The sequence below is a fragment of the Streptomyces cinnamoneus genome, assembly GCF_002939475.1.
GTDB classification, from domain to species: domain Bacteria; phylum Actinomycetota; class Actinomycetes; order Streptomycetales; family Streptomycetaceae; genus Streptomyces; species Streptomyces cinnamoneus_A.
Map to the genome: position 1 here is coordinate 2014701 of NZ_PKFQ01000001.1, position 24429 is coordinate 2039129.

General features: G+C 73.5%; 16 protein-coding genes and 2 pseudogenes. 10 read left to right on the forward strand and 8 right to left on the reverse strand.

Annotated elements, in window-relative coordinates:
- Window positions 1–2: 2 nt before the first annotated feature.
- From CYQ11_RS08400 to CYQ11_RS08415, 4 genes are all read left to right on the forward strand, one after another.
- A complete protein-coding gene (locus tag CYQ11_RS08400; RefSeq protein ID WP_099200792.1) occupies window positions 3–455 on the forward strand; it encodes a cupin domain-containing protein in 453 nt (150 codons plus the stop codon).
- A complete protein-coding gene (locus tag CYQ11_RS08405) occupies window positions 446–1093 on the forward strand; it encodes a response regulator transcription factor (protein WP_099200791.1) in 648 nt (215 codons plus the stop codon). Before CYQ11_RS08400 ends, CYQ11_RS08405 begins: the two co-directional genes overlap by 10 nt.
- A gap of 189 nt (window positions 1094–1282) precedes the next feature.
- The gene (locus tag CYQ11_RS08410) at window positions 1283–2101 is read left to right on the forward strand and encodes a tyrosine-protein phosphatase (protein ID WP_099200790.1); all 819 of its coding nucleotides are present in this window, start codon (window positions 1283–1285) and stop codon (window positions 2099–2101) included.
- A gap of 152 nt (window positions 2102–2253) precedes the next feature.
- The gene (locus CYQ11_RS08415; protein WP_099200789.1) at window positions 2254–4191 is read left to right on the forward strand and encodes a hypothetical protein; all 1938 of its coding nucleotides are present in this window, start codon (window positions 2254–2256) and stop codon (window positions 4189–4191) included.
- Window positions 4192–4198: 7 nt separating this feature from the next.
- Here CYQ11_RS08415 and pulA read toward each other — a convergent pair.
- Both pulA and CYQ11_RS08425 read right to left on the reverse strand, forming a co-directional pair.
- A pseudogene (pulA, locus tag CYQ11_RS08420) lies at window positions 4199–6685 on the reverse strand (pullulanase-type alpha-1,6-glucosidase); the annotation flags it as partial.
- A gap of 313 nt (window positions 6686–6998) precedes the next feature.
- Window positions 6999–8396 (reverse strand): alpha-amylase, encoded by a 1398-nt coding sequence (locus CYQ11_RS08425; RefSeq protein ID WP_099200787.1) that lies wholly within the window; start codon window positions 8394–8396, stop codon window positions 6999–7001.
- Between the two features lie 295 nt (window positions 8397–8691).
- Here CYQ11_RS08425 and CYQ11_RS08430 point away from each other — a divergent pair, with 295 nt between their 5' ends.
- The 6 genes from CYQ11_RS08430 (at window position 8692) to CYQ11_RS08455 (ending at window position 15529) form a co-directional block, all read left to right on the forward strand.
- A complete protein-coding gene (locus tag CYQ11_RS08430) occupies window positions 8692–9993 on the forward strand; it encodes an extracellular solute-binding protein (protein WP_099200786.1) in 1302 nt (433 codons plus the stop codon).
- Between the two features lie 10 nt (window positions 9994–10003).
- Window positions 10004–10948 (forward strand): carbohydrate ABC transporter permease, encoded by a 945-nt coding sequence (locus CYQ11_RS08435; RefSeq protein ID WP_099200785.1) that lies wholly within the window; start codon window positions 10004–10006, stop codon window positions 10946–10948.
- Window positions 10945–11799 (forward strand): sugar ABC transporter permease, encoded by an 855-nt coding sequence (locus tag CYQ11_RS08440; RefSeq protein ID WP_099200784.1) that lies wholly within the window; start codon window positions 10945–10947, stop codon window positions 11797–11799. The genes CYQ11_RS08435 and CYQ11_RS08440 overlap by 4 nt, the downstream gene beginning before the upstream one ends.
- Before the next feature lie 69 nt (window positions 11800–11868).
- Window positions 11869–13509 carry a glycoside hydrolase family 13 protein gene (locus CYQ11_RS08445; RefSeq protein ID WP_104650975.1) on the forward strand — a complete coding sequence of 547 codons (1641 nt, stop codon included), beginning with the start codon at window positions 11869–11871 and terminating at the stop codon, window positions 13507–13509.
- Window positions 13510–13534: 25 nt separating this feature from the next.
- Complete coding sequence (locus CYQ11_RS08450) at window positions 13535–14629, forward strand: LacI family DNA-binding transcriptional regulator (RefSeq protein ID WP_240003527.1); 1095 nt, start codon at window positions 13535–13537, stop codon at window positions 14627–14629.
- 36 nt (window positions 14630–14665) lie between these two features.
- A complete protein-coding gene (locus CYQ11_RS08455) occupies window positions 14666–15529 on the forward strand; it encodes a phosphatase PAP2 family protein (RefSeq protein ID WP_099200783.1) in 864 nt (287 codons plus the stop codon).
- A 66-nt stretch (window positions 15530–15595) separates the two neighbouring features.
- Here the strand turns inward: CYQ11_RS08455 and CYQ11_RS08460 are convergent, their stop codons facing one another.
- The 6 genes and pseudogenes from CYQ11_RS08460 to gadC form a co-directional block, all read right to left on the reverse strand.
- A complete protein-coding gene (locus CYQ11_RS08460; protein ID WP_099200782.1) occupies window positions 15596–18700 on the reverse strand; it encodes a bifunctional [glutamine synthetase] adenylyltransferase/[glutamine synthetase]-adenylyl-L-tyrosine phosphorylase in 3105 nt (1034 codons plus the stop codon).
- A gap of 134 nt (window positions 18701–18834) precedes the next feature.
- Window positions 18835–19407: pseudogene (locus tag CYQ11_RS08465) on the reverse strand (histone deacetylase); the annotation flags it as partial.
- Window positions 19408–19488: 81 nt separating this feature from the next.
- The gene (glnA, locus tag CYQ11_RS08470; RefSeq protein ID WP_099200781.1) at window positions 19489–20850 is read right to left on the reverse strand and encodes a gamma-glutamylpolyamine synthetase GlnA2; all 1362 of its coding nucleotides are present in this window, start codon (window positions 20848–20850) and stop codon (window positions 19489–19491) included.
- A 235-nt stretch (window positions 20851–21085) separates the two neighbouring features.
- A complete protein-coding gene (locus CYQ11_RS08475) occupies window positions 21086–21565 on the reverse strand; it encodes a hypothetical protein (protein WP_099200780.1) in 480 nt (159 codons plus the stop codon).
- A gap of 119 nt (window positions 21566–21684) precedes the next feature.
- Window positions 21685–22539 carry an alpha/beta fold hydrolase gene (locus CYQ11_RS08480; RefSeq protein WP_099200779.1) on the reverse strand — a complete coding sequence of 285 codons (855 nt, stop codon included), beginning with the start codon at window positions 22537–22539 and terminating at the stop codon, window positions 21685–21687.
- Between the two features lie 141 nt (window positions 22540–22680).
- Window positions 22681–24165, reverse strand: a complete 1485-nt coding sequence (gene gadC, locus CYQ11_RS08485; RefSeq protein ID WP_099200778.1) for a glutamate/gamma-aminobutyrate antiporter GadC — start codon at window positions 24163–24165, stop codon at window positions 22681–22683.
- Window positions 24166–24429: the final 264 nt, after the last annotated feature.

Genomic DNA, 24429 nt, shown 5'->3' on the forward strand with positions numbered 1-24429 from the left:
GCATGACCGAACCCTGCGAGCTCGTCCGGCTCCTCGACCTCCAACCCCATGTGGAGGGTGGCTGGTTCAGGGAGACCTGGCAGACCGCCGGCGCCACCGTCCCCGACGGTTACGCCGGACCCCGCGCGTACGCGACCGGCATCTACTTCCTGCTGCACCCCGGCGAGGTGTCCCGCTGGCACCGGGTGCGCTCGGACGAGATGTGGCTGTGGCACCGGGGCGGCCCACTGCGGCTACGGCTGGGCGGGACGGGCGAACGGCCCGACGAGGCCGGGGCGGCCGACGTCGTCCTCGGCTCCGGCGTCGAGCGCGGGGAGCGCCCCCAGGTGCTGGTCCCGGGCGGGGTCTGGCAGTCCGCCGAACCGGTCGGCACCGAACCGGCGTTGGTCACCTGCGTCGTCGCACCGGGCTTCCACTACGAGGACTTCACGCTCGCGGGGGAACCGTGCGCGTAGTCCTCGCCGAGGATCTCTTCCTGCTGCGGGACGGGCTGGTGCGGCTCCTGGAGGCGTTCGGCTTCGAGATCGCGGCCGCGGTGGCCAGCGGACCGGAACTCACCACGGCGCTCGCGGAGCTCAAGCCGGACGTGGCCGTCGTGGACGTCCGGCTGCCGCCGTCCTTCACCGACGAGGGCCTGCAGTGCGCCCTCGCCGCCCGGCGGGCACGGCCGGGCCTGCCGGTGCTGGTGCTCTCGCAGCACGTGGAGCAGCTGTACGCCCGCGAACTGCTCGCCGACGGCGCCGGCGGGGTGGGGTACCTGCTGAAGGACCGGGTCTTCGACGCGGAGCAGTTCGTCGACGCCGTGCGGAGGGTGGCGGCGGGCGGCACCGCGATGGACCCGCAGGTCATCTCCCAGCTGCTCACGCGGCGGTCGCAGGACCGGCCCATCGGCCGGCTCACCCCCCGTGAGCGCGAGGTGATGGAGCTGGTGGCGCAGGGCCGGTCCAACACGGCGATCGCCACGCAACTGCTGGTGACGGAGCGGGCCGTGGCCAAGCACACCTCCAACATCTTCGGCAAGCTCGGGCTGCCGCCCTCCGACGACGACAACCGCCGGGTGCTGGCCGTGCTGGCCTACCTCGACCACGGCTGAGCGCGGCCGGGGCCTGCCCGGCGGGCGCGGGGGCGGGCGTACGCGGGCGGAGCCGGGCCGGCGGGCGGCCCTTCCGTCGCGGAGTCCGCTACCGTTCCCCACAATAAAACGAGAAATCGCAACAAACAGAACCCCACGCGACAGGCCCGACCGCGCGACAGCCGGAACGGCGGACAAGGGAGACGGCCCATGCCGCAGCAGTTCGATGCCTCGACGATCACCAATCTCCGCGACCTCGGCGGCATCGCGCTCGTCGGCAACTCCGCCGTCCGCCCCGGCCTGCTGCTGCGCTCCGGCCAGCTCGACCGGCTGGACCCGGCCGCCGACCCGTCCGTGGCGGCCCTCGGCATCCACACCGTCGTGGACCTGCGCACCGAGAAGGAGCGCCGGGAGCGCCCCGACCGGCTGCCGGAGGGGGCCCGCCTGATCGTCGCGGACGTGCTGGCGGGCGCGTTCTCGCGGCACCGCGCGGGCGACGCCCCGGCCGGCGGCGAGGTGCCCGCGAGGCTGGAGGACGTGCTGGGCAACCCGGCGGTCGCCGACGAGTACCTGGGCGGCGGCAAGGCGGAGAAGCTGATGTGCGACACCTACCGCACGTTCGTGACCTCGGAGTCCGCCTGCCAGGCCTACGGGCTGCTGCTGACCACGCTCGCCGAGCCGGACTGCGGCCCGGTGCTCTTCCACTGCACGGCGGGCAAGGACCGCACCGGCTGGGCGGCCACCGTGGTCCTGCTGCTGCTCGGCGCGGACGAGGAGACGGCCGGGCGGGAGTACCTGGCCGTCGCCCCGGCCGTGCGGGCGGCCTTCGCGCCGCTCATCGACGGCTTCACGGCCGTGGGCGGCGACCCGGAGATCGCCGGCGCGATCCTCGGCGTGCGCCCGGCCTACCTCGCGGCCGCCCTGGAGGCGATGCGCTGGGCGTACGGGTCCGTGGAGGGGTACGTGCGCGACGGGCTCGGCATCTCCGACGCGGCCGTCGACCGCATCCGCGCCCGCTGCGTCGCCTGAGCCGCGGCCGGCCCCCGTCGGCGGCGCGTCCGGCGGGCGCGCACCGCGGGTGACGCGCCCCCGGGCGTGCGGGGTACGGGCGGGGCGCCCGGACCCGGCCATGCGCCCACATGGGTGAGGTGACCATCCCACGATTCACTCGTTCTACGGATGTGGAGCAGCAAGCTACAGCCCCCCGGCCGTTCGCCCCGGCCCCCGTCGACGTCGAGCAGGCCGAGGCCGCGCTCATCGAGCACTACCCCCGCCTGGTGCGGCTCGGGTATCTGGTGCTGCCGCCGGCCCTCGGCCGCAACCGCCGGGTCCTCACGGCGCACGCCCTGGTCCAGCGCGCCCTCCCGCGCCACCGCGCGGAGGTGCGGGAGCCGGCCGTGCCCCAGCCGCGCGGCGCGGAGACGTCCCCGGGCGACCCCGGGTACGCCTACGTGCGCCGGCGGGTCCTCCAGGCGGCGCTGGAGGCCGGGCGGCCCCGCGGCCGCTGGGGCCTGCCCCGCCCCGGGCAGCTGCCCCCGCTGCTGCCGCAGGTGTGGGGGCTGCGGCTGTTCCCCCGCTCCGGGGGCGCCGACGAGCTCGCCCTGGACCAGGCGCTCGCCACCCTGTCCGGTCCCGCCCGGGCCGCGTACGTCCTGCGCGCCCTGGAGCTGCCCACCGACCACGACGTGCGCCTGCTGCTGGCCGCCGCGGGGGTGGAGGACCCCGACGCGGCGCTGACCGAGGCGGACCGGGCGCGCACGCCGGCCGGCAGCCGGGACGCGTCGCTGCTGGAGTCGGTGGAGTTCGACCCCTGCTCCCTCCAGGCCCGCCCCACGGATCTGATGCGCCGCCGCCAGCACACCCGCGCGGCCCTCGCGGCGCTGGCGGCCGTGGTCGTGTGCGGGACGCTCCTGGGCCTGCCGGGCGACGGCTGGGGCCGGGACGGCGCGGCCGCCCCGCCGTACGCGCAGAACCCCGCGGCGCAGCAGGCCCTGGACCCCGCCCGGCTGACCCGGGTCCCCGCCACCGCCTGGAAGCGCGCCGACCACCCCGGATTCGCCTCCTGGCCCGCGCGCGGCAACCGCACCGGCGACCGGGCACTGCTGCGCCGGGCCCTCGCCGTGTGGGCCCGCCCCGGGCACACGGTGCAGGTCACGGCCACGCCCGGCACCGCGACGGGGCCCGCCGCCGGACCGCCGCAGCTGCTGTACGCGGGCGAGGTCGACGCGGCGGCCGTCGTGCTGTTCCACGACGGCCTGCGCGTGGTGCGCTACGCCGAGGCCAAGAACGGGGCCACCGGCTCCGCCGCCCTGGACTTCGCCCGCGCGGACGCTGCGGAGGCGGCGTCCGCGACGGCGCTGGTGCTGGGCCGCACCGACGGCAACGTCCGGTATCTGACGGCCCCCTGGCTGACCAGCGCCGGCGTGCGGAACCTGCTGGAGCCGACCGCCCCCGTCAAGCCGCTGCACCGGGACGCGGACGGCGTCACCGACGCCGTGCCCAGCCCGGGTGCCACGAACGACTGCCACGACTGGACCGCGCTGCAGCTGGGCGCGCATCTGGTGACGGACCTCGCGGAGCTGGTCCCGGCCCGGCTCACCGCCGGCGCGCCCACCGCCCCGCACGACGTGGGCGGCCCCGCCGAGCGCGCCGACTGGGCGCACACCGCCTGCCACCTCGCGACGATCCGGGGGCAGGGCGTGCGCGCGGTGAACAACTGGCAGTTCGCCACCCAGCCGCTGCCCGGGGGCGCCGGCAGCGCGGCCTGGTCCTGCACCCGCGCCGAGACCTGGCGGGGCGCCGGCAGCCGGGTGCTCGCCCAGTTCCTGCCGCCCGGCACCCGCGCCGCCGCCCCCGCGTCGGTGGTCGCCCGGGCCGAGGACTCCCCCGCCTGCGGCACCCCCGAGCCCCACGTCCTGGCGGGCGTGCTGTGGAAGTCCCAGGGCGGCACGTGGTACGCGCTCGCCGCCGGCGACGGCGACGTCACGTCCGTCGCCGCCACGGGCGGGGTTCGCGGCAGCGCCGCGGGCCACCTCCTGGCCGTACCGGCCCGGCAGGGCGCCCAGGCCGAGCTGACGGCGCGGCTGCCGGACGGCGGGAAGCTGTCCCAGCTGCGCTGAGGGAGGGTCAGGCCCGGCGGAAGACCGCGACCGTGCGGCCGGGGACGGTGAACGTACCGGAAGCGGCCTCGTACGAGGCGGACTTGACGACGGGGTCCGCTCCCCGAGCCTGCACCGGGTGCAGGGTGTAGTCCCGGCCGGCGAGGCCGGCGACGCGCTGGGTGTGCCGGCCGGGGGCGGCGTTGAGGACCACGACGAGGTCGCCGAGGCGCATGGTGATGACGCCGGGCGTCTCGTCCGGGCCGGACAGCGGGAAGGACAGCGCCGCCTGGACGGCTCCGGCGGTCGGCTGGCCGAAGGCCTTCTCGGTGGTACGGATCCGCAGCAGGTCCCGGTAGGCGGCCGAGGCGGCGGTGATCTGGGCGCACCCGGCCTTCAGCGCGGGGTCGGCCAGCAGCGGCCGCGCGGAGGGCCACTTGCCCGCGTTGTCGGTCGCGGGCGGCAGGCCGCGGCCGAAGCCGTTGCCCTCGGCGCAGTTCCAGTGGATGGCGTTGAACCAGTCGCCGCTGTCGTAGGAGTTGCGGTCCAGGGACTTCGAGCGGAGCAGGTCGGTGCCGGCCTGGGAGAGGACCGGGCCCTGGGAGAGCGCGGCGGTGGCCATGGCGAGGACCTGGGCCCTGGCCCGGTCGGCGGGCGCCGTGGCGGCCGGCAGCTTGTAGGCGAGGGCGTCGTACAACGACTCGTTGTCGTGGGCGTCGGCGTAGGACAGGGCGTCGCCGGGGGCGGCGGCGTAGCCGGCGGGTGAGCCGTTGTAGTCGACGTCGGCGCCGCGCACGGTGCGGCCGGTGGTGTCGGTGAAGCGGTAGCCGGCGAGGTTGCCGGTCAGGCCGACCTTGATGAGGTCCTGGGCGTGCAGGAGGCGGGCCCGCTGTTCGGCGGGGGAACCGTTCGCGGGCGAGTCGTTGGGGTCCGTGAACAGGCCGGAGGCGAAGCCCTGGACGCGGGGGTCGGCGTCGAAGGGGCCTCCGCCGCGGATCGCGTCACGTGAGCGGTCGGAGAAGGTGGCGACGCCGGTGCCGGCCATGTTCTTCTGTGTGGCCTGCACGAAGCGGGCGTCGTTCGCGACCTCGCCGAAGTTCCAGCCCTCGCCGTAGAGGACGACCGCCTTGCCGTCGACGCCGTCCTTGGCGGGGGTGAGGGCGTCGAGGGCCTTGCGGACGGCGAGGATGTTGTCCTTGGGGTGGTGCCCCATGAGGTCGAAGCGGAAGCCGTCGACCTTGTACTGCTTCGCCCAGGTGACGACGGAGTCGACGACGAGCTTGCCCATCATGGCGTGCTCGGGTGCCGTGTTGGAGCAGCAGGTGGAGGTGGCGACGGTGCCGTCGTCGAGGAGGCGCTGGTAGTAGCCGGGCACGATGCGGTCGAGGACGGACTTCTCGTCCTGCCCGGAGGCGGCGGTGTGGTTGTAGACGACGTCCATGACGGTCCGCAGCCCGGCGCCCGCCAGGCCCTGCACCATCTGCCGGAACTCCACGGTCCGGCGGGGGCCGTCCGGGTCGGAGGCGTACGAGCCCTCGGGGACGGTGTAGTGCAGCGGGTCGTAGCCCCAGTTGTAGGCGTCGCGGGCGGCGGTCCTGGCGACGCAGGCCTGCTGCGCCTCGGAGTCGGCGGGCGGCGCGGTCAGGTCACAGGGCGGCGCGGCCTGGTCGGCGCGGCGCTCGGGGACGGTGGCGAAGTCGAAGGCCGGCAGGAGGTGGACGTAGGAGGTGCCGGCGTCGGCGAGGTCCCTCAGGTGCCGCATGCCGGCGGAGGCGCGGTCGGTGAAGGCGAGGTAGCCGCCGTCGCCGGAGAAGTCGCGGATGTGCAGTTCCTGGATCTGCGCGTCGCGCAGCGGCACGGCGGCCGGCTTGCGCAGCCGCTGCCAGCCGGGCGGGGCGAGGGCCGGGTCGGCGAGGTCGGTGACCAGGCTGCGGGCGGAGTCGGCGGTGAGGGCGGTGGAGTACGGGTCGGTGACGTGGTTGGTGACGGTCTTGCCGACGGTGGGGGCGTAGACGGTGACGGCGTAGCGGTAGGGCTTGCCGGCCCAGTCGCGGCCGCCGGTCGCGCTCCACACGCCGGCGGCGTCGTCGCGCCTCATCGGGACGGTGCGGCCGTCGAGTTCGAGGGCGACGTTCTTGGCCGTGGGGGCCCAGACGGAGAGGGTGGGGCGGCCGTTGCGGAAGGTGGGGCCCAGGTGGGCCGTGGTGGCGGCGGAGGCGTAGAGGGCGTCGAGGACGCCGGGGATCTGGACGCCGGTGGTGACGCCGTCCGTCTCGGCGACGAGCCGCCCTCTGAGCGCGGTGCGCTCGTCCTTCTCGCTCGCGTGGACGCGGAAGGCGTCGTAGGCGCCGGTGGCCAGGAACGGGTACTTCGCCTGCTGGGCGGGGGTCAGTCCTCCGGGCTGGGGGGTGAGGGGGAAGCTGCCGTGCTCGTGGACGAGGCGGTGGGGGTGGGTGGGGTTTCCCAGGTTTCTGGGCCAGGCGACGGTGTGGGCGTCGATCCATTGGACGCGGGCCCCTGCGGGGGGCTGCGGGTCCGCGTGGACGGGGGACGTCGCCGCTGCCAGGGGCAGCAGGGTGCCTATCGCTGCGGCGATCGCGGCCAGGCGTTTCACGCGTGGGTCTCCTTCGGTTGCGGTCGGAACGGAAGAGACCCCGGCCCCGCCCCTTCCCGTGACCGGGGGCAGGCCCCGGGCCCCGGACCGCGCTGCCGCGCGGTGTCCTCCATCGCCGGACGGGCTTGGAACCAAGCCCCGCCGGCGTGTGCGGCGCGGGGCCCAGGGCGGAGTTCCGGTTACGGGAAGGGGCGGGGCCGGGGAAAGCAGACGGCTAGCCGCACGTGCGCGCGCCCGCGTGCAGCGCCAGCGCCGTGTTCGGCGCCACGCTCGCCGTGAAGCGGCCGTCCGCGCCGACTGTCACGCGGCGGCCGCTCTGCACGTCGCAGTAGTCACCGCCCGGCAGCGAGGTCTGAAACGTCCGCCCGACCGCGAAGGTCTCGTGGTTGATCACCACGTAGCCCTTGGTGCCGCGACCGAAGGCGATCGCCTGGTAGCCGTTGTCCCACCAGTTCGTCACCTCCGTGTCCGCGACGGCGTTGCGGAAGCCCACCATGGCGTTGACCTCGGGCCACTTGTGCTGGCACTTCCAGCCGTCCTGCCAACACGCGTTCACCGCGCCGCCGTTCGGAGGTCCCGCGTCGCGGTCGGTGAACGCGTAGCCGGAGTGGACGTCCGGCGAGCCGTACGGCCAGGCGAGCATGAAGACGTGGGCCAGCGTGTAGGCGGCGCCGTCCTTGTAGGTGAGCGTGACGCCGTCCCGCTCGGTGTCGTGGTTGTCGACGAAGACGGACGCCCGGCCGCCGGGCAGATAGCCCCAGCCCTCGCCGTAGTCGCGCAGGTACGCCAGCCGTTCCCGCTGGAAGACCCGCTTGAGGTCCCAGGCGTAGCGGAACTCCTGCGCGTCGCCGTTGCCCAGGTACTCCTCCGGCTGAACGGCCTCGCCGGCGCCCTGGATGGTCTCCTGCTTCCAGTAGACGTCCGGCTTGCCGAGCTTGGCCTTGATCGCGGCGAGGTCGCCGGCGGCGACGTGCTTGGCGGCGTCGATGCGGAAGCCGTCGACACCCAGGGACAGCAGGTCGTTGAGGTAGCCGGCGACGGCCGAACGGACGCGGTCGCTGCCGGTGTCGAGGTCCGCCAGGCCGACGAGTTCGCAGTTCTGGACCTCGGAGCGGCTGGTGTAGTCGGTGACGTCCTTGCGGCAGGTGTGGAAGTCGCCGTCCTGGTACAGGCCGGGGTAGGAGTACTTCGTATACGACGTCCCGCCGGTGCCGGTGCCGGGCTTGGCCGCCATGTGGTTGATGACGGTGTCGACGACGACCTTCACCCCGGCGCCGTGGCAGGCGGTCACCATGCCCGCGAAGGCCGCCCGGTCGCCGAGGCGGCCGGCGACGCGGTAGCCGACGGGCTGGTAGGAGGTCCACCACTGGGGGCCTGGGACGTGTTCCTGGGGCGGGGAGACCTGGACGTGTCCGTAGCCGGCGGGGCCCAGGGTCTCCTTGCACTCCCTGGCCACGGAGGCGTACGTCCACTCGAAGAGGACCGCGGTGGTGTCCTTCGCGCCGGGCGGGCTCGCATGGGCCTGCGGTGCCGGGAGGGCGGCGGCGCCCCCCAGGGCGAGGGCGAGGACCAGGCCTCTTCGGGCGAATCCGGACACACCGAGGGAAGGCATGGGTTCTCCTGGGGGTGGGGGGAGAGGGGTGCGGACCCGTACGGCAACGCGCCGTGCCCGTAAGGCCGCTGAAGGTTCTTTCAGCAAGGTTGCTCGCACAATGCAACGGCTTGCCGCACGAGACCGTACGAGCCGCTTCCCTCCCGGTCAACCCTTTGGACACGGGACGGTTACAACCCTGAAATCTCACGAATCCCTTCTTGCAAAGTCTTTCGCAAGGGATTGCAGCCTGTTAACTTCCTCCTCAGCTCGGGCCGCCCTGCCCCCCAGGCGGCCTTCCGAAAGAGGAGTCCCTATGCGAAGAGGCATATCGGTCGCCGCCGTCGTCGGCGTGCTGGCCCTGACCGCGACCGCGTGCGGCGGTGGCGGCGACAGCGGGAACGACGGTTCCAAGGCGGCCGAGGACCCGGGCAGCGTCAGCGGGACCATCACCTGGTGGGACACCTCCGACGCCACCAACGAGGCGCCGGCGTTCAAGAAGCTGGTCAAGGACTTCGAGGCGAAGTACCCGAAGATCAAGGTCGACTACGTCAACGTCCCCTTCGACCAGGCGCAGCAGAAGTTCAAGACCGCCGCCTCCACCGGCAAGGGCGCCCCCGACGTCCTGCGCTCCGACGTCGGCTGGACCCCCGGCTTCGCCCAGCTCGGATACCTCAAGGACCTCACCGGCACCCCCGCCCTCGACAAGTCCGAGGACTTCCTGGAGGGGCCGCTGAAGAACGCGGCGTACCAGGGCAAGACCTACGGCGTCCCGCAGGTCACCGACACCCTCGGCCTCCTCTACAACAAGGAGCTGTTCCAGAAGGCGGGCCTCGACAAGGCCCCGGCCACCTGGCAGGAGGTGAAGGACGCCGCCCTGAAGATCAAGGAGAAGACGGGCGCCGACGGCATCGGCCTCAGCCCCGACAGCTACTACTCCCTGCCCTTCCTCTACGGCGAGAACAGCGACATGGTCGACGCCGCGAAGAAGAAGATCACGATCTCCAGCGCCGCCTCCCTCAAGGGCGTCGAGACCGCCGTCGACCTCGTCAAGTCCGGCGCCGCCCCCAAGCCGGCCGGCACCGACGGCTACAACGCCCTCAAGACGGACTTCAAGAACGGCAAGCTGGGCATGCTGATCGACGGCCCCTGGGCGACCAAGGAGATCTTCGGCGGCGACGCCTACAAGTCCCGCGAGAACCTGGGCATCGCACCGATCCCGGCCGGTTCCACCGGCACCGCGGGCGCCCCGGTGGGCGGCCACAACCTCGTCCTCTACGCGGGCTCGAAGAACTTCGACGCCTCCTACCTCTTCGCCCGGTTCATGACCGAGAGCGCGCAGCAGGAGAGCGTCTCCAACGCCGTCGGCGTGCTGCCGACCCGCAAGTCGGCCTACTCGCAGACCGTCCTGGCCGACCCGGTGCGCAGCGCCTTCCACGACGCGCTGGCCAAGGCGCACCCGCGGGTGCCGATCCCGCAGGGCGGCGACCTGTTCACCGAGTGGCTCCAGCACTACACCAAGATCCTCACGCTGAAGGAAGACCCCAAGGCGGGTGTGGACGCCACGGCCAAGGCCTGGCAGTCCGCGCTCCTCAAGGACTACGGCGTCGAGGAGTAGGTCCCATCTCATGGCCACAGTCGTCACCCGGGTCAGGCGCTCCTTCTCCACCCACTGGTACGCGTGGGCGATGGTGCTGCCGGTCGTCATCGTGCTGGCCGTTCTCGTCGGCTATCCGCTGGGGAGGGGCGTCTACCTCTCCTTCACGGACGCCAACGAGGCCAACGTCGGCCGCACCATCGGCGTCAACCGCATCCCCGCCACGTACCAGTTCGTCGGCCTCGACAACTACTGGAAGGTGCTCTCCGGCCAGGAGGGCCACTTCTACTCCCGGCTCACCTGGACGGTCCTCTGGACGGCGTCCTGCGTCCTCCTGCACTACGCGCTCGGCCTGGGCCTGGCGCTGCTGCTCAACCGGAAGGTGCGGTTTCGGGCGCTCTACCGGGTGCTGCTGATCCTTCCGTGGGCGGTGCCGGCGTTCGTCGCCACGTTCTCGTGGCGGCTGATGTTCAACGAGAAGTACGGAGTCCTCAACGCCCTCCTCACCCAGGTGGGCATGGACCCCGTGGACTGGCTCGGTGACGCCACCTTGCAGAAGGTGTCGGCCGTGGCCGTCAACGTCTGGCTCGGCGTGCCGTTCATGATGGTGGCCATCCTCGGCGGCCTGCAGTCCATCCCCGCCGAGCTGCACGAGGCGGCCGAGATGGACGGCGCCTCGCCGTGGCAGCGGTTCCGGCACGTGACCCTGCCGGGGCTGCGTCCGGTGAGCGGGACGGTGATCCTGCTGGGCGTCATCTGGACGTTCAACATGTTCCAGGTCATCTACCTGCTGATCGGGCAGGGGGCGAGCTCGGAGAGCGAGATCCTCGTGACGTACTCCTACCGCCTCGCCTTCCAGGGCGTCCGCGACTACGCGGGCTCGGCGACGTACGGCATCCTCATCCTCTCGCTGCTGCTGGTCTTCGCCGTCTTCTACCGCCGGTTGCTCACCCGACAGGAGGCCGCGACGCGATGAGCGGCACCACTCGCAGGCCGCGCGAGCGGGGACAGCGCTCGCGCGGGGCCTCCGTAGCCCTGCACACGGCGCTGATCTGCGCCTCCGCGATCTCCCTCTTCCCCGTCCTGTTCATCGTCTTCGTCTCGCTGCGCGGGCGGGACGGCTGGCAGGAACCCACCCGCTTCGTCGGGTTCGACTTCTCGAACTACACGCACATCCTGAGCGAGACCAAGTTCCTGACCTGGTTCGGCAACTCGGTGATCGTGGCGCTGGGCGCGACCGTGCTGGGCGTGCTCATCGCGGCGACCGCCGGCTACGCCGTGTCGCGGATGCGTTTCCCCGGGCACCGGCCGCTGATGTGGACGTTCCTGGTGGTGCAGATGTTCCCCATGGCGGTGCTCATCGTGCCGCTGTACAACATCCTCGGCGAGCTGGAGCTGCTGGACTCCTACGCGGGTCTGGTCCTCACCTACTGCTCGGTGTCGGTGCCGTTCTGCGCGTGGATGCTCAAGGGGTACTTCGACTCGATACCGGCCGAGATCGACGAGGCGGGCCGGGTGGACGGGCTGACGCCGTTCGGCACGTTCTGGCGGCTGATCGTGCCGCTGGCCCGGCCGGGACTGGCCGTCACCGGCTTCTACTCCTTCATCACCGCCTGGGGGGAAGTGGCCTTCGCCAGCCAGTTCATGAGCAGCGAGGACCACTACACGCTGGCCGTGGGCCTGCAGACCTTCGTGGGCCAGCAGAAGGCCGAGTGGGGCCTGATGACGGCGGCGGCCGTGCTGATCACCGTCCCGGCCGGACTCGTCTTCTTCCTCGCCCAGCGGCACCTGGTCGCCGGGCTGACCGCGGGCGGCACCAAGGGCTGACCTTGCGCCCCGCCCGTCGTTGAGCCGTTCGCACGCCCACCACCGAGACTACGAGCCGATAGGAAGTACATGACCCAGGATCTCGCGCCCTCCGTCCGCCCGGCCCACGGCGCCGCCCCCGCGCGGGCGGACGGCTGGTGGCGCAGCGCCGTCATCTACCAGGTGTACGTGCGCTCGTTCGCCGACAGCGACGGTGACGGCATCGGGGACCTGCGCGGGATCCGCGAGCGGCTGCCGTACCTGGCGGAGCTGGGCGTGGACGCGCTGTGGCTGACGCCGTTCTACGCCTCGCCGCAGGCGGACGGCGGCTACGACGTCGCGGACTACCGCGCGGTGGACCCGCTGTTCGGGGAGCTCTCGGACGCGGACGACCTGGTGCGGGAGGCCCACCGGCAGGGCCTGAAGGTGATCGTGGACATCGTGCCCAACCACACCTCCGACCAGCACGTGTGGTTCCGCGCGGCGCTCGCGGACCGTCCGGGGGGGACGGCCCGCGCGCGCTACCACTTCCGTCCCGGCAAGGGCGAGCACGGCGAACTCCCGCCCAACGACTGGGAGTCGGTCTTCGGCGGTCCGGCCTGGACCCGGACGGCCGGCCCGGACGGCACCCCGGGCGAGTGGTACCTGCACCTGTTCGCGCCCGAGCAGCCGGACCTCAACTGGGACAACCCCGAGGTGCGGGCCGAGTTCGATTCGGTGCTGCGGTTCTGGCTGGACCTGGGCGTGGACGGCTTCCGGATCGACGTGGCGCACGGCATGGTCAAGGCCGCGGGGCTGCCGGACATCGGGCTGAGCGAGCAGGCGAAGCTGATCGGCGCGCAGGTGCTGCCGTTCTTCGACCAGGACGGGGTGCACGAGATCCACCGCGGCTGGCGGCAGCTGCTGGACTCCTACCCCGGTGAGCGGATCGGCGTGGCCGAGGCGTGGGCGCCGACGTCCGAGCGGCTGGCGCTGTACGTGCGCCCGGACGAACTGCACCAGGCGTTCAACTTCCAGTTCCTGACCTGCGACTGGGGTGCCGAGGCGCTGCGGGAGGTCATCGACGCGTCGCTGGCGGCCACGCTGTCGGTCGGGGCGCCGACGACCTGGGTGCTGTCCAACCACGACGTGGTGCGGCACGCCACCCGCTACGGCGGCGGGGACGAGCGGCTGGGCCTCGCGCGGGCGCGCGCCGCGGCGCTGCTGATGCTGGCGCTGCCCGGCTCGGCCTACGTCTACCAGGGCGAGGAGCTGGGGCTCCCCGAGGTCGTGGACCTGCCGGACGAGGTGCGCCAGGACCCGGCGTTCTTCCGGGGCGACGGCCAGGACGGCACCCGCGACGGCTGCCGGGTGCCGCTGCCGTGGTCCGGCGAGGCGGCCCCGTACGGCTTCGGGCCGGGCGGCAGCTGGCTGCCTCAGCCCTCGTCGTGGCGGGCGCTGTCGGTGGAGGCGCAGTCGGGCGACCCGCGCTCGACGCTGGAGCTGTACCGCTCGGCGCTGACGCTCCGCCACGAGCTGCCCGGTCTCGGTGACGGGGAGATGACGTGGCTGGAGGCACCGGAGGGCGTACTGGCCTTCGGGCGGCCGGGATTCGTGTGCACGCTGAACACGCTCGGCGACGAGGTGGCGGTTCCGGTGCCCGGCCGGCCCCTGCTGTCGTCCGCCGCCCTGGAATTCTCCGGTGGAACCGTGCGGATTCCTTCGGATACGTGCGTGTGGTGGGCAGTCTGAGATGCGACGGGTACAGTCACCTCCTGTGACCGCCCGGCTCTCCGACATCGCAGCCCAGGCGGGTGTCAGCGAAGCAACCGTCAGCCGCGTCCTCAACGGAAAGCCGGGGGTCGCCGCCTCCACCCGCCAGTTGGTGCTGGCCGCGCTCGACGTGCTGGGCTACGAACGCCCGGTGCGGCTGCGGCAGCGCAGCGCCGGGCTGGTCGGGCTGATCACCCCGGAGCTGGAGAACCCCATATTTCCGGCCTTCGCCCAGGTGATAGGGCAGGCGCTGACCCGCCAGGGGTACACCCCGGTGCTGGCCACGCAGACGCCGGGCGGCTCCACGGAGGACGAGCTGACCGAGATGCTGGTCGACCGGGGGGTGGCCGGGATCATCTTCGTCTCCGGGCTCCACGCCGACACCTCGGCGGACATGCAGCGCTACGAGCGGCTGCGCGCCCAGGGCGTGCCGTTCGTGCTGATCAACGGCTTCTCCGCGGAGGTGCGGGCGCCCTTCGTCTCGCCGGACGACCGCGCGGCCATGGACCTGGCCGTCACCCATTTGGCCGCACTGGGGCACCGCAGGATCGGGCTGGCCGTGGGCCCACGGCGGTACGTGCCGGTGCAGCGGAAGATCGAGGGCTTCCTGTCGAGCATGCGGGAGCGGCTCGGGGTGAGCGGGGCCGGGGCGGACGAGCTGGTCCAGCATTCCCTGTTCACTCTTGAGGGTGGTCAGGCGGCGGCCTCCGCGCTCATCGAACGCGGGTGCACGGCCGTGGTGTGCGCGAGCGACATGATGGCGCTGGGCGTGGTGCGGGCGGTGCGCCAGCGCGGCCTCGAAGTGCCGCGCGACGTCTCGGTGGTGGGCTTCGACGACTCCCCGCTCATCGCGTTCACGGACCCGCCGCTGACCACGATCCGCCAGCCCGTGCAGGCGATGGGGCAGGCCGCGGTGCGCGCGTTGCTGGAGGAGGTCGGGGGCACCCCGGCGCCGCACAGCGAGTTCGTCTTCCTCCCCGAACTCGTGGTCAGGGGCTCCACGGCGTCGGCTCCGGCCGTGCGGGCGGAGGCCCGCACGAGCCCCCGCGGGGCGGCGGCGGAGCTGGCTGAAAACGACGAAGGGCCGACTTCGGGTTGATCTGCGCCCAGGGGCTTTCTGGCAGACTGTTTCCCTATGGGTGAAGCGACTGCAAGGACCCTGGAAGGCCGGACGGCCGCCCCGCCACCCACCGAGGAGCGAGGGGACCGGCCGCCGGCGGGCCGCCCCCGTCCCCGGGCGCCGCGCCTCCTGGGCAGACTGCGTTCCCCACGGCATCCGCGCCTGTGGGTCGAGGTACTGCTGATCGCGGTGAGTTACTGGATGTACTCGCTGATCCGCAATGCCGTGCCCGAGCAGCGGGCGGCCGCCCTGCGGAACGCCGACTGGATCTGGCAGACCGAGCACACCTTGCACATCGCGGTCGAGCACACGGTCAACAACGCCGTGAACTCGGTGACGTGGCTGGTCGTGGGCATGAACTACTACTACGCCACGCTGCATTTCGTGCTGACGATCGGCGTGCTGGTCTGGCTCTACCGCTGGCATCCCGGGCGCTACGCCGCCGCGCGGCTGGTCCTCTTCGCCACCACCGGCGTGGCACTGATCGGTTACTACCTGTATCCCCTGGCGCCACCGCGGCTGATGACCGGCCCCGGCTTCGTCGACACCGTCGTCGTGCACCACACCTGGGGTTCGATGGCCTCGGGCAATCTCGCCGACATGTCCAACCAGTACGCGGCGATGCCGTCGATGCACATCGGCTGGTCGACGTGGTGCGGGGTCACCATCGCGATGCTGGCCCGGCGGGCGTGGGCGAAGGCGCTGGGGGCGCTGTACCCGCTCGCGACGCTGGTGGTGATCGTGTCCACCGCCAACCACTTCTGGCTGGACGCGGTGGGCGGCCTGCTGTGCCTGACCCTCGGCGGTGCCCTCTCCCGCCTCTGGTACGGCGCGTTCCCCTTCCGGCTGGCCCGGCACGTCGCGGTCAGGGGCGTCTAGAACGCTCGAAGTGGCGGATGTGGGGAGCCGGCGGCATGCTGGAAGCGGCCGGGCGGGCCGTGTCCGTCAGGCCCCGTAGAACAGTTCCTCCACCACGGCCCGGGCCCGCCGCGTGGTGCGGCGGTAGTCGTCCAGCATCTCCCCGACGTGCCCCGGTTCGTAGCCGAGGTAGCGGCCCACGGCGGCCAGCTCGCGGCCGTCGCCGGGGAAGGTGTCCCCGGGCCGGCCGCGCACGAGCATCACGGCGTTGCGCACGCTGGTCGCCAGGACCCAGGCCTCGTCCAGGATCCGGGCGTCCTCGGTGGAGATCAACTCCGCGGCGCAGGCCGCGGCCAGCGCCTCGCGCGTCCGCGTGGTGCGCAGCCCCGGCTCCGCCCAGCCGTGCCGCATCTGCAACAGCTGCACCGTCCACTCCACGTCCGACAGCCCGCCCCGCCCCAGCTTGGTGTGGGTGGTGGGGTCCGCGCCGCGCGGCAGCCGCTCGGTCTCCATCCGGGCCTTGAGCCGGCGGATCTCGCGCACCGCGTCCTCGCCGAGCCCCTCGGCGGGGTAGCGCAGCGGGTCGACCAGGTCGATGAAGCGCCGGCCCAGCTCCGCGTCGCCCGCGACGGCTTCGGCGCGCAGCAGCGCCTGGCTCTCCCACACCAGCGACCAGCGCCGGTAGTAGGCGGCGTACGAGGCGAGGCTGCGCACGATCGGGCCGGACTTGCCCTCGGGGCGCAGGTCGGCGTCGACGAGCAGCGGCGGGTCGGTGGTGGGCAGTTGCAGCAGGCGGCGCATCTCCCCGGCGACGGCGAAGGCGGCCTTGGCCGCCTCCTCGTCGCTGACGCCCTCGCGCGGCTCGTGGACGAACAGGACGTCCGCGTCGGAGCCGTAGCCCTGCTCGCGGCCCCCGAAGCGGCCCATGCCGATGACGGCGAAGCGGGTGGGCAGGGTGTCGCCCCACTCGGCCCGTACGGCCGCGCGCAGGGCGCCGGCGATGGTGGCGGCGTTGATGTCGGAGACGGCCTCGCCGACGAGGTCGGCGCGGGCGGCGTGGTCGCCGCCGGCCGTCTCGGCGGCGCCGCGCGAGCCCGTGCCGCGCTCGCCGGAGGCGTGGGCCTCGGCGGGGGTGCCGCCGCGGCCGTAGGCGCCGATGATGTCGGCGGCCGAGGTGCGGAACAGCTCGCGGCGGCGCACGCCGCGCACCGCGACGATCGCCGCCTCGGCGTCCTCGGCGCGGCCGACGGCGGCCAGCACCTCCTGTTCCAGGGCCTCCCGGCTGCGGGGGCGCAGGCCCCCGGGGTCGCCGAGCAGGGCGACGGCTTCGGGGGCGCGCAGCAGCAGGTCGGGGGCGAGGCGGCCGGCGGAGAGCACCCGGGCGAGGTTCTCGGCGGCGGCGCCCTCGTCGCGCAGCAGCCGCAGGTACCAGGGGGTCCGGCCGAGCGCGTCGGAGACCTTGTGGAAGTTCAGCAGCCCGGCGTCGGGGTCGGCCGAGTCGGCGAACCAGCCCAGGAGGACGGGCAGCAGGGTGCGCTGGATGGCGGCCTTGCGGGTCACGCCGGAGGCGAGGGCCTCCAGGTGGCGCAGGGCGGCGGCGGGGTCGGCGTAGCCGAGGGCCTCCAGGCGCTGGCCGGCGGCCTCGGGGCTGAGCCGGGCCTCACCGGGCTCCAGCTGGGCGACGGCGTCCAGCAGGGGGCGGTAGAAGAGCTTCTCGTGCAGCCGGCGGACCTCGCGGGTGTGCAGCCGCCACTGCCTGCCGAGTTCGGCGACGGGTTCCTTGCCGCCCGGCCAGCCGCAGGTGCGGGCCAGGGAGCGGCCGAGGCGGCGCAGGTCGTCCTCCCCCTCGGGCACCAGGTGGGTGCGGCGCAGCCGGTAGAGCTGGATGCGGTGCTCCATGGCCCGCAGGAAGCGGTAGGCGGCGTCGAGGGACGCCGCGTCGGCGCGGCCCACGTAGCCGCCCGCGGCGAGGGCGGCCAGCGCGTCGAGGGTGCTGCCGGCGCGGAGCGAGGCGTCGCTGCGGCCGTGCACCAACTGGAGGAGCTGCACGGCGAATTCCACGTCGCGCAGCCCGCCGGGGCCGAGCTTGAGTTCCCTCTCGAGCTGGGTCGCGGGGATCGACTCGATGACGCGGCGGCGCATCTGCTGGACGTCGGCGACGAAGTTCTCGCGCTCGGCGGCCTGCCAGACCAGCGGGGAGACGGCGTCCAGATAGGCACGGCCGAGGGCGGCGTCGCCGGCGACGGGGCGGGCCTTGAGGAGGGCCTGGAACTCCCAGGTCTTGGCCCAGCGCTGGTAGTAGGCGAGGTGGCTGGAGAGGCTGCGCACCAGGGGGCCGTTGCGGCCCTCGGGGCGGAGGTTGGCGTCGACGGGCCAGATGGTCCCCTCGGGGGTGACGTCGGAGCAGACGCGCATCATGCGGGAGGCGAGGCGGGTGGCGGCCTGGAGGGCGGGGCCCTCGGGGGTGCCGTCCGTGGCCTCGGCCACGAAGATGACGTCGACGTCGGAGACGTAGTTCAGCTCCTGGCCGCCGCACTTGCCCATGCCGATGACGGCCAGCCGGCAGGCCGCGGCGTCGGCGGGCTGCTCCTCCCCGGCGATCGCCAGGGCGGCGCGGAGGGTGGCGGTGGCCAGGTCGGCCAGTTCGGCCGCGGTCCGGGCGACGTCCACGCTGCCGCCGACGTCGCGGGCGGCGATGACCAGCAGGCAGCGACGGTAGGCGGCGCGCAGCGCGTCGGGGGGCGTGAGCCCGGCGCCGCGTTCCCCGCGGATCCCCTCGGCGAGGGCCCGTTCGAAGTCCGCGACGGTGGGGTTGAGGTCGGCCGGTTCGAAGGCGTCCAGGGCGTGCCAGTCCCGGGGGTGCCGGGCGAGGTGGTCGCCAAGGGCCTCGGAGGCGCCCAGCACGCCCAGCAGCCGGTCGCGCAGCGGTTTGGCGCGGGCCAGGGTGTCCAGCAGCGCCCGGCGTTCGCCGTCCTCGCCCCGGCGGTCCAGCGCGTCCACGAGGTGGGTGAGCCCGCGCAGCGCGAGGTCGGGGTCGGCGGTGGCGCCGAGCGCGTCGAGGAACACCGGGTCGGCCCGCACGCCCTCCAGTCCGGGGCCGTCGAGCAGTCGCTCGGCGGCGGCCGCGTCGGTGAAGCCGTACCTCAGCAGCCGTGTGTACGTGCTGCTGCGACGCCCCTCCGGCACCGTCATCGCATGCCTCCCGTCCCTGGCTCCCGACAGGCTCGGTCCGAACCACGGCCGAGCCTAGTCGTACCGGGCCGCGGCGGCGTGGGGGGTGTTCCCGGCACGGTGCGGCCCCCGGCCGGGGGGCCGGCCGCGGGCGTCCGCAGCAGCGCCGCGACCGCCCCGGGGCTCCAGTGCCCTTCGGCGCCCGGGCATCCGGCCAGGTAGGCGGCGACGTGCTCGGCGCTCCAGCCGTGCGATTCGACGAGGCCGGCCGCGAGGTGCCGCAGGTAGGCGGCCGAGGGCGGATTGCCGGGCACGTCGCGGTGGCTCCACGGGGCGGTGAGGGTGAGGACGGGGTGGCCGTCCAGCCGGCCGGGGCACACCAGCGTCTCGTAGCGCCCCGGGCCCAGTCGCGTGCGGGAGTCCGGGACGGCCCGCGTCAGGTCGACGTCCCGGCCCGGCTCCCGGTACATCTCCTGTGCCGCGATGTCGGAGAACTGGGCCGCCGTGAGCAGATGGGCGCGGGCGGCGGTCTCGCCCGCGCCGTCGGGGTCGTAGAACGCCCGCCCGCCGGTCCAGACGGGCGACTCGGTGGCGAAGTACAGGACTCCGGGCAGCATGACCGGCACCGACCGCTCGGGCGGGCGCGGGTCCCGGCAGCCGGGATACGTCCGCGTGCCCCCGGGCGGCCTGCCGCCGGAGAGGTAGCAGCGAAGGCGCCGGCCGTGCATGTTGGACCCGAAGGCCGCGTACCAGACGCGGTCGGGGCCGCTCACGCGCGGCAACCGCTGCGGCCGGCGCTCACGGCCGCCTCACAGCACCGGCAGCATCTTGCGCAGCTCGAACGCCGTCACTTCCGACCGGTACTCCTCCCATTCCTGCTTCTTGTTGCGCAGGAAGAAGTCGAAGACGTGCTCGCCGAGGGTCTCGGCGACCAGTTCGCTGCGTTCCATCAACTCGATGGCCTCGCCCAGGTTCTGGGGCAGCGGTTCGATGCCCATGGCGCGGCGCTCGGCGTCGGACAGCGCCCACACGTCGTCGTCGGCGCCCGCGGGGAGTTCGTACCCCTCCTCGATGCCCTTGAGTCCCGCCGCCAGCAGCACGGCGTAGGTCAGGTAGGGGTTGGCGCCGGAGTCGATGGAGCGGACCTCGACGCGGGTGGAGCCGGTCTTGCCGGGCTTGTACATCGGCACCCGGATGAGCGCGGAGCGGTTGTTGTGGCCCCAGCAGATGTAGGAGGGGGCCTCGCCGCCGGCGCCGGCGGTGCGCTGGGAGCCGCCCCAGATGCGCTTGTAGGAGTTGACCCACTGGTTGGTGACGGCCGAGGTCTCGGCGGCGTGCCGCAGCAGGCCCGCGATGAAGGACCGGCCGACCTTGGACAGCTGGTACTCGGCGCCGGACTCGTGGAAGGCGTTGCGGTCGCCCTCGAAGAGCGAGAGGTGGGTGTGCATGCCGGAGCCGGGGTACTCGGAGAACGGCTTCGGCATGAACGTGGCGTGCACGCCCTGTTCCAGCGCCACCTGCTTCATGACCAGCCGGAAGGTCATGATGTTGTCGGCGGTCGACAGCGCGTCGGCGTAGCGCAGGTCGATCTCCTGCTGGCCGGGGGCGCCCTCGTGGTGGCTGAACTCCACGGAGATGCCCATGGATTCGAGCATGGTGATGGCCTGCCGGCGGAAGTCCATGCCGACGTTCTGCGGGGTGTGGTCGAAGTAGCCGGAGGAGTCGGCGGGCACCGGGCGGGTGCCGTCGACGGGCTTGTCCTTGAGCAGGAAGAACTCGATCTCGGGGTGGGTGTAGAAGGTGAAGCCGAGGTCGGAGGTCTTGGCCAGGATGCGCTTGAGGACGTAGCGCGGGTCGGCGTAGGAGGGCGAGCCGTCCGGCATGAGGATGTCGCAGAACATCCGGGCGGTGCCGGGGGCCTCGGCCCGCCAGGGAAGGATCTGGAAGGTCCCCGGATCCGGCTTGGCGATCATGTCCGACTCGTAGACCCGCGCGAAGCCCTCGATCGCGGAGCCGTCGAAGCCGATGCCCTCGTCGAAGGCCTGCTCAAGTTCGGCGGGGGCGACGGCCACGGACTTCAGGTAGCCGAGGACATCGGTGAACCACAGCCGGACGAACCGGATGTCGCGCTCTTCGAGCGTGCGGAGCACGAACTCCTGCTGCTTATCCATAGCTACCTATCCTTGCAGGTCAGACGGCTCGTTTCACCGGATACGGGCACGGGCTGGACCTTGAGTATCACGTCCCGTGGTTACCGGGGGGTTTCCGTCGGCCGCCGCACTGTTGCGCCTTCTGGGTGCATCGTACTGATGAGCGCTTCCAGAACGTCACCTGTCGGGCCGCCCCGGCTGCCGTGGGACGCCGCGGCATGGGGCTCCGGCCGGGTGCCACCGGCCCGCCGGGGGCTCAGGCCGCGGACCGCAGCAGCTGCCACTCGTGGGCGGGGACGCCACCCGTGGGGAGGACCATCCGCAGGCCGTAGCCGCCGTCGGCGGACCGGTCGCCGACGTGGACGGCGAGCTTGTCGTCGGCCGGCTGGTTGTGGCTCATCAGGGCCCTGCCGGTCCAGTTCCAGCGCTGGGTGCTGACGCGGGGCGAGACCAGGCGGCGCAGGACGGGGCGCAGGCCGGTGCGGCCGAGGAGCAGGGTGAGCACCCGGGGGGTGTGCTCGTCCGCGGCGGCGGCCAGGGTGACGGTCCCGGTGGCCGCGTCGATGTGCCAGGCGTAGTCGCGCTCGGCCGCCGTGGCGCGGTCGCGGACGTCGACGACGCCGTGCGTGAGGTCGCCGCACAGGACGTAGCGGGGATCCGCCCGCCACTGGACGGCGTACTTCACGCCCCGTTCGAGCTCGCCGCCGAACGGCGTGTAGGTCCCTTCCGTGCTCACGCGCCCGCTCCTCGCCTGCGATCCGGCCCGCCCCGTCCGCTGCTCACACTGACGCAACGGCGGGCGCGGCACCCACCGGCGGCGACCGAGCGGGTGACGCCGGGGCGGCCGCCGCGCCCTCAGCCGCCGCGGCCCCGCAGGAACGGGGTCGCGAGCACGGCGGCGGCGACGGCCTGCGGCCGGTCGTACATCAGCAGGTGGCCGGCCGGGGCGACCGCCTCGAAGCGGCCGTCGAGCCGCTCGGCGAGGGCGCGCTGGCGCGTCAGCCAGCGCCGCTCCAGCCAGGAGCCGGTGCCGGTGGAGGCGGCGAGGACGGTGACCGGGACAGGCGGCAGCGCGTGCCGGCCGCGCAGGTCCGCCAGCTCCGCGGCCACGTCGCGGTAGCGGGCGTTCTCCATCAGCACGGCGCGGGCGACGCGCCCGCTGCCGTAGACGCGGCGCACCAGCTCGGCGGGGGCGGGATCGCGGCGGGCGAGCGAGGCGGAGCGGGCGCTCAGCCGGCGCAGGGCCGGGCCGAGCGCCCGGGGCAGCCCGGCGGCGGCGAAGGCCGCGCCGCGCGCCTGCGCGGCGGCGGTGCGCAGGCCCAGGCCCGGTACGGGGCGGGCGTCCTCCTCCAGGACCCCGGGGTCGGCCAGGACGAGGCCGGCCGTGCGGTCGGGGTGGAGCCGGGCGAACGCCTCGGCGTGGAACGCGGCGAGCGAGTGCCCGACGACGGTGGCCTGGCCCGGCAGCCCCAGGGCGTCGAGGACGCCCGCTATCCGGTCGGCCTCCGCGGTGGCGGTGGGGGGTTCGAGGGCGGGGGCGCTGAACCCCAGTCCGGGCCGGTCGAAGCGGACGACCGTGCGGTGGGGGGTGAGGAGCGGTACGACGGGCTCCCAGTCGAACCAGCCCATGCCCAGCCCGGCGCTCAGCACGCACACGGGCCCCGAGCCCTCGCGCACGACGTGCAGCGCGACTCCGCCGACCCTCAGCATCCGCCCCGGTGGCCGTTGCGTATCGCTCACGCGCTCCCCCATCGTCCGGTCCGTCACCGCAGAGCACTGCCCACGAGCACCACCCGGAAAGCACACGCCCGGCACACGCGCCGGGGTCGTGCGCCCGGGAGCACCGCCAAGCTACTCGACGCCGGCGCCCTCCCCGTCCGCGGCCGTCACCCAGTGCGGCTTGCGGAACCTCAGGAAGGCGAAGGGCGCGACGAAGCCGAGCGTGACGAGCCCGCCGCCGACGATGAGCAGGTAGCGCCACAGCGGCTGGCCGCCGAACTGCTCCGGCGGCATGAAGCCGATGCACATCGCCCCGAGGGAGGCGGCGAGGCCGACGCCGGCGACCAGGCGCACGGCCGGGACGCGGAAGCCGCGCGGCTGGCCGGGCCGGGTGACCCGGAGCCGGACGACGGCGGCGAACATCAGCACGTAGACGACGAGATAGATCTGCGTGGTGACGACCGAGAAGATCCAGTAGGCGCTGGAGACATCGGGGAGGAAGGCGTAGAGCAGGGCGATCAGCGTCGTCAGCACGCCCTGGGCGACCATGATGTTGCGCGGGACGCCGTTCTTGTTGAGCTTCTGCAGGACGGGCGGGAGGTAGCCCTCCTGCCGGGAGACCATCAGCAGCCCCTTGGACGGGCCGGCCAGCCAGGTGAGCATGCCGCCGAGCGCGGCCGCGACCAGCAGGACGCCGACGACCTTGGTGAGCCAGCCGACGTGGAAGTGGTCGAAGAAGCCCTGGAACGCCTGCATCACGCCGGCCGTCAGGCTCAGGTCCTCGCCCGGCATCACCCAGCTGATGGCCAGGGCGGGCAGGATGAAGATCAGCAGGACGAGGCCGGTAGCGGCGAACATGGCGCGCGGGTACTGCTTCGCGGGGTCGCGCAGCGAGGAGACGTGCACGCCGTTCATCTCCATGCCCGCGTAGGACAGGAAGTTGTTGACGATCAGCACGAGGCTGGCGATCCCGGTCCACTGCGGCAGGACGTGGGCACCGTCCATGGGCGCGGCGGACGGGTTGCCCTGACCGAGGAAGACCAGGCCGAGGACGACGAGCACGACGCCCGGCACCAGCGTGCCGACGACCAGGCCGGCGCTGGAGAGCCCCGCCACCGCCTTGGTGCCGCGCGAGGAGACCAGCACGCCCGCCCAGTAGATGACGACGATGACGATCGCGATGTAGAGGCCGTTGTCGGCGAGCGACGGGTCGACGACGTACGCGAACGTGCTCGCCACGTACGCCAGCAGGCTCGGGTAGTACGCGATGGTCATCGCGAACTGGCACCACACGGCGAGGAAGCCCAGCGGCTTGGACAGGCCCTCGCTCACCCACCGGTAGACGCCGCCGGGCCAGCCGGAGGCCAGCTCGGCCGAGACCAGGGCGGTCGGCAGCAGGAACACCACGGCGGGCAGGAGGTAGAGGAAGACGGCGGCCAGGCCGTAGAGGGCCATGGAGGGCGAGGGACGCAGGTTCGCCACGGAGGCGGTCGTCATCATCGCGAGAGTGGTCCAGGACAGGAACTGTGCCCGGGGGGTGCCGCCGGGTGCGGGTGCCGGGGCGGTGGCGGCAGCGGCGGCGGGACGTTCGTCCCGAACCGGTTCCGTGAGGGTCATGGGGGGAGAGCGTCCTTCGGGCCGTGCGTGGTGCGTTCCGCCCCATGATCGGGCCTTCGTACGGGTGCGCGCACATCCGTCCCCCGCCGCCTCCCCGGAGCGGGGATACCCGCCGGGGGCGGGGGCGGGACGACCGGAAGGCCCGGGAGGCAGGCGGGGCAAGGACAGCGGACGGCCACCGCCCGGGGGCCGGCCGCCGCCGTGCGGCGCGCCGGTGCCGGGCACCGTGACGATCCACACACCCGGCACACCCCCGCGGGCACG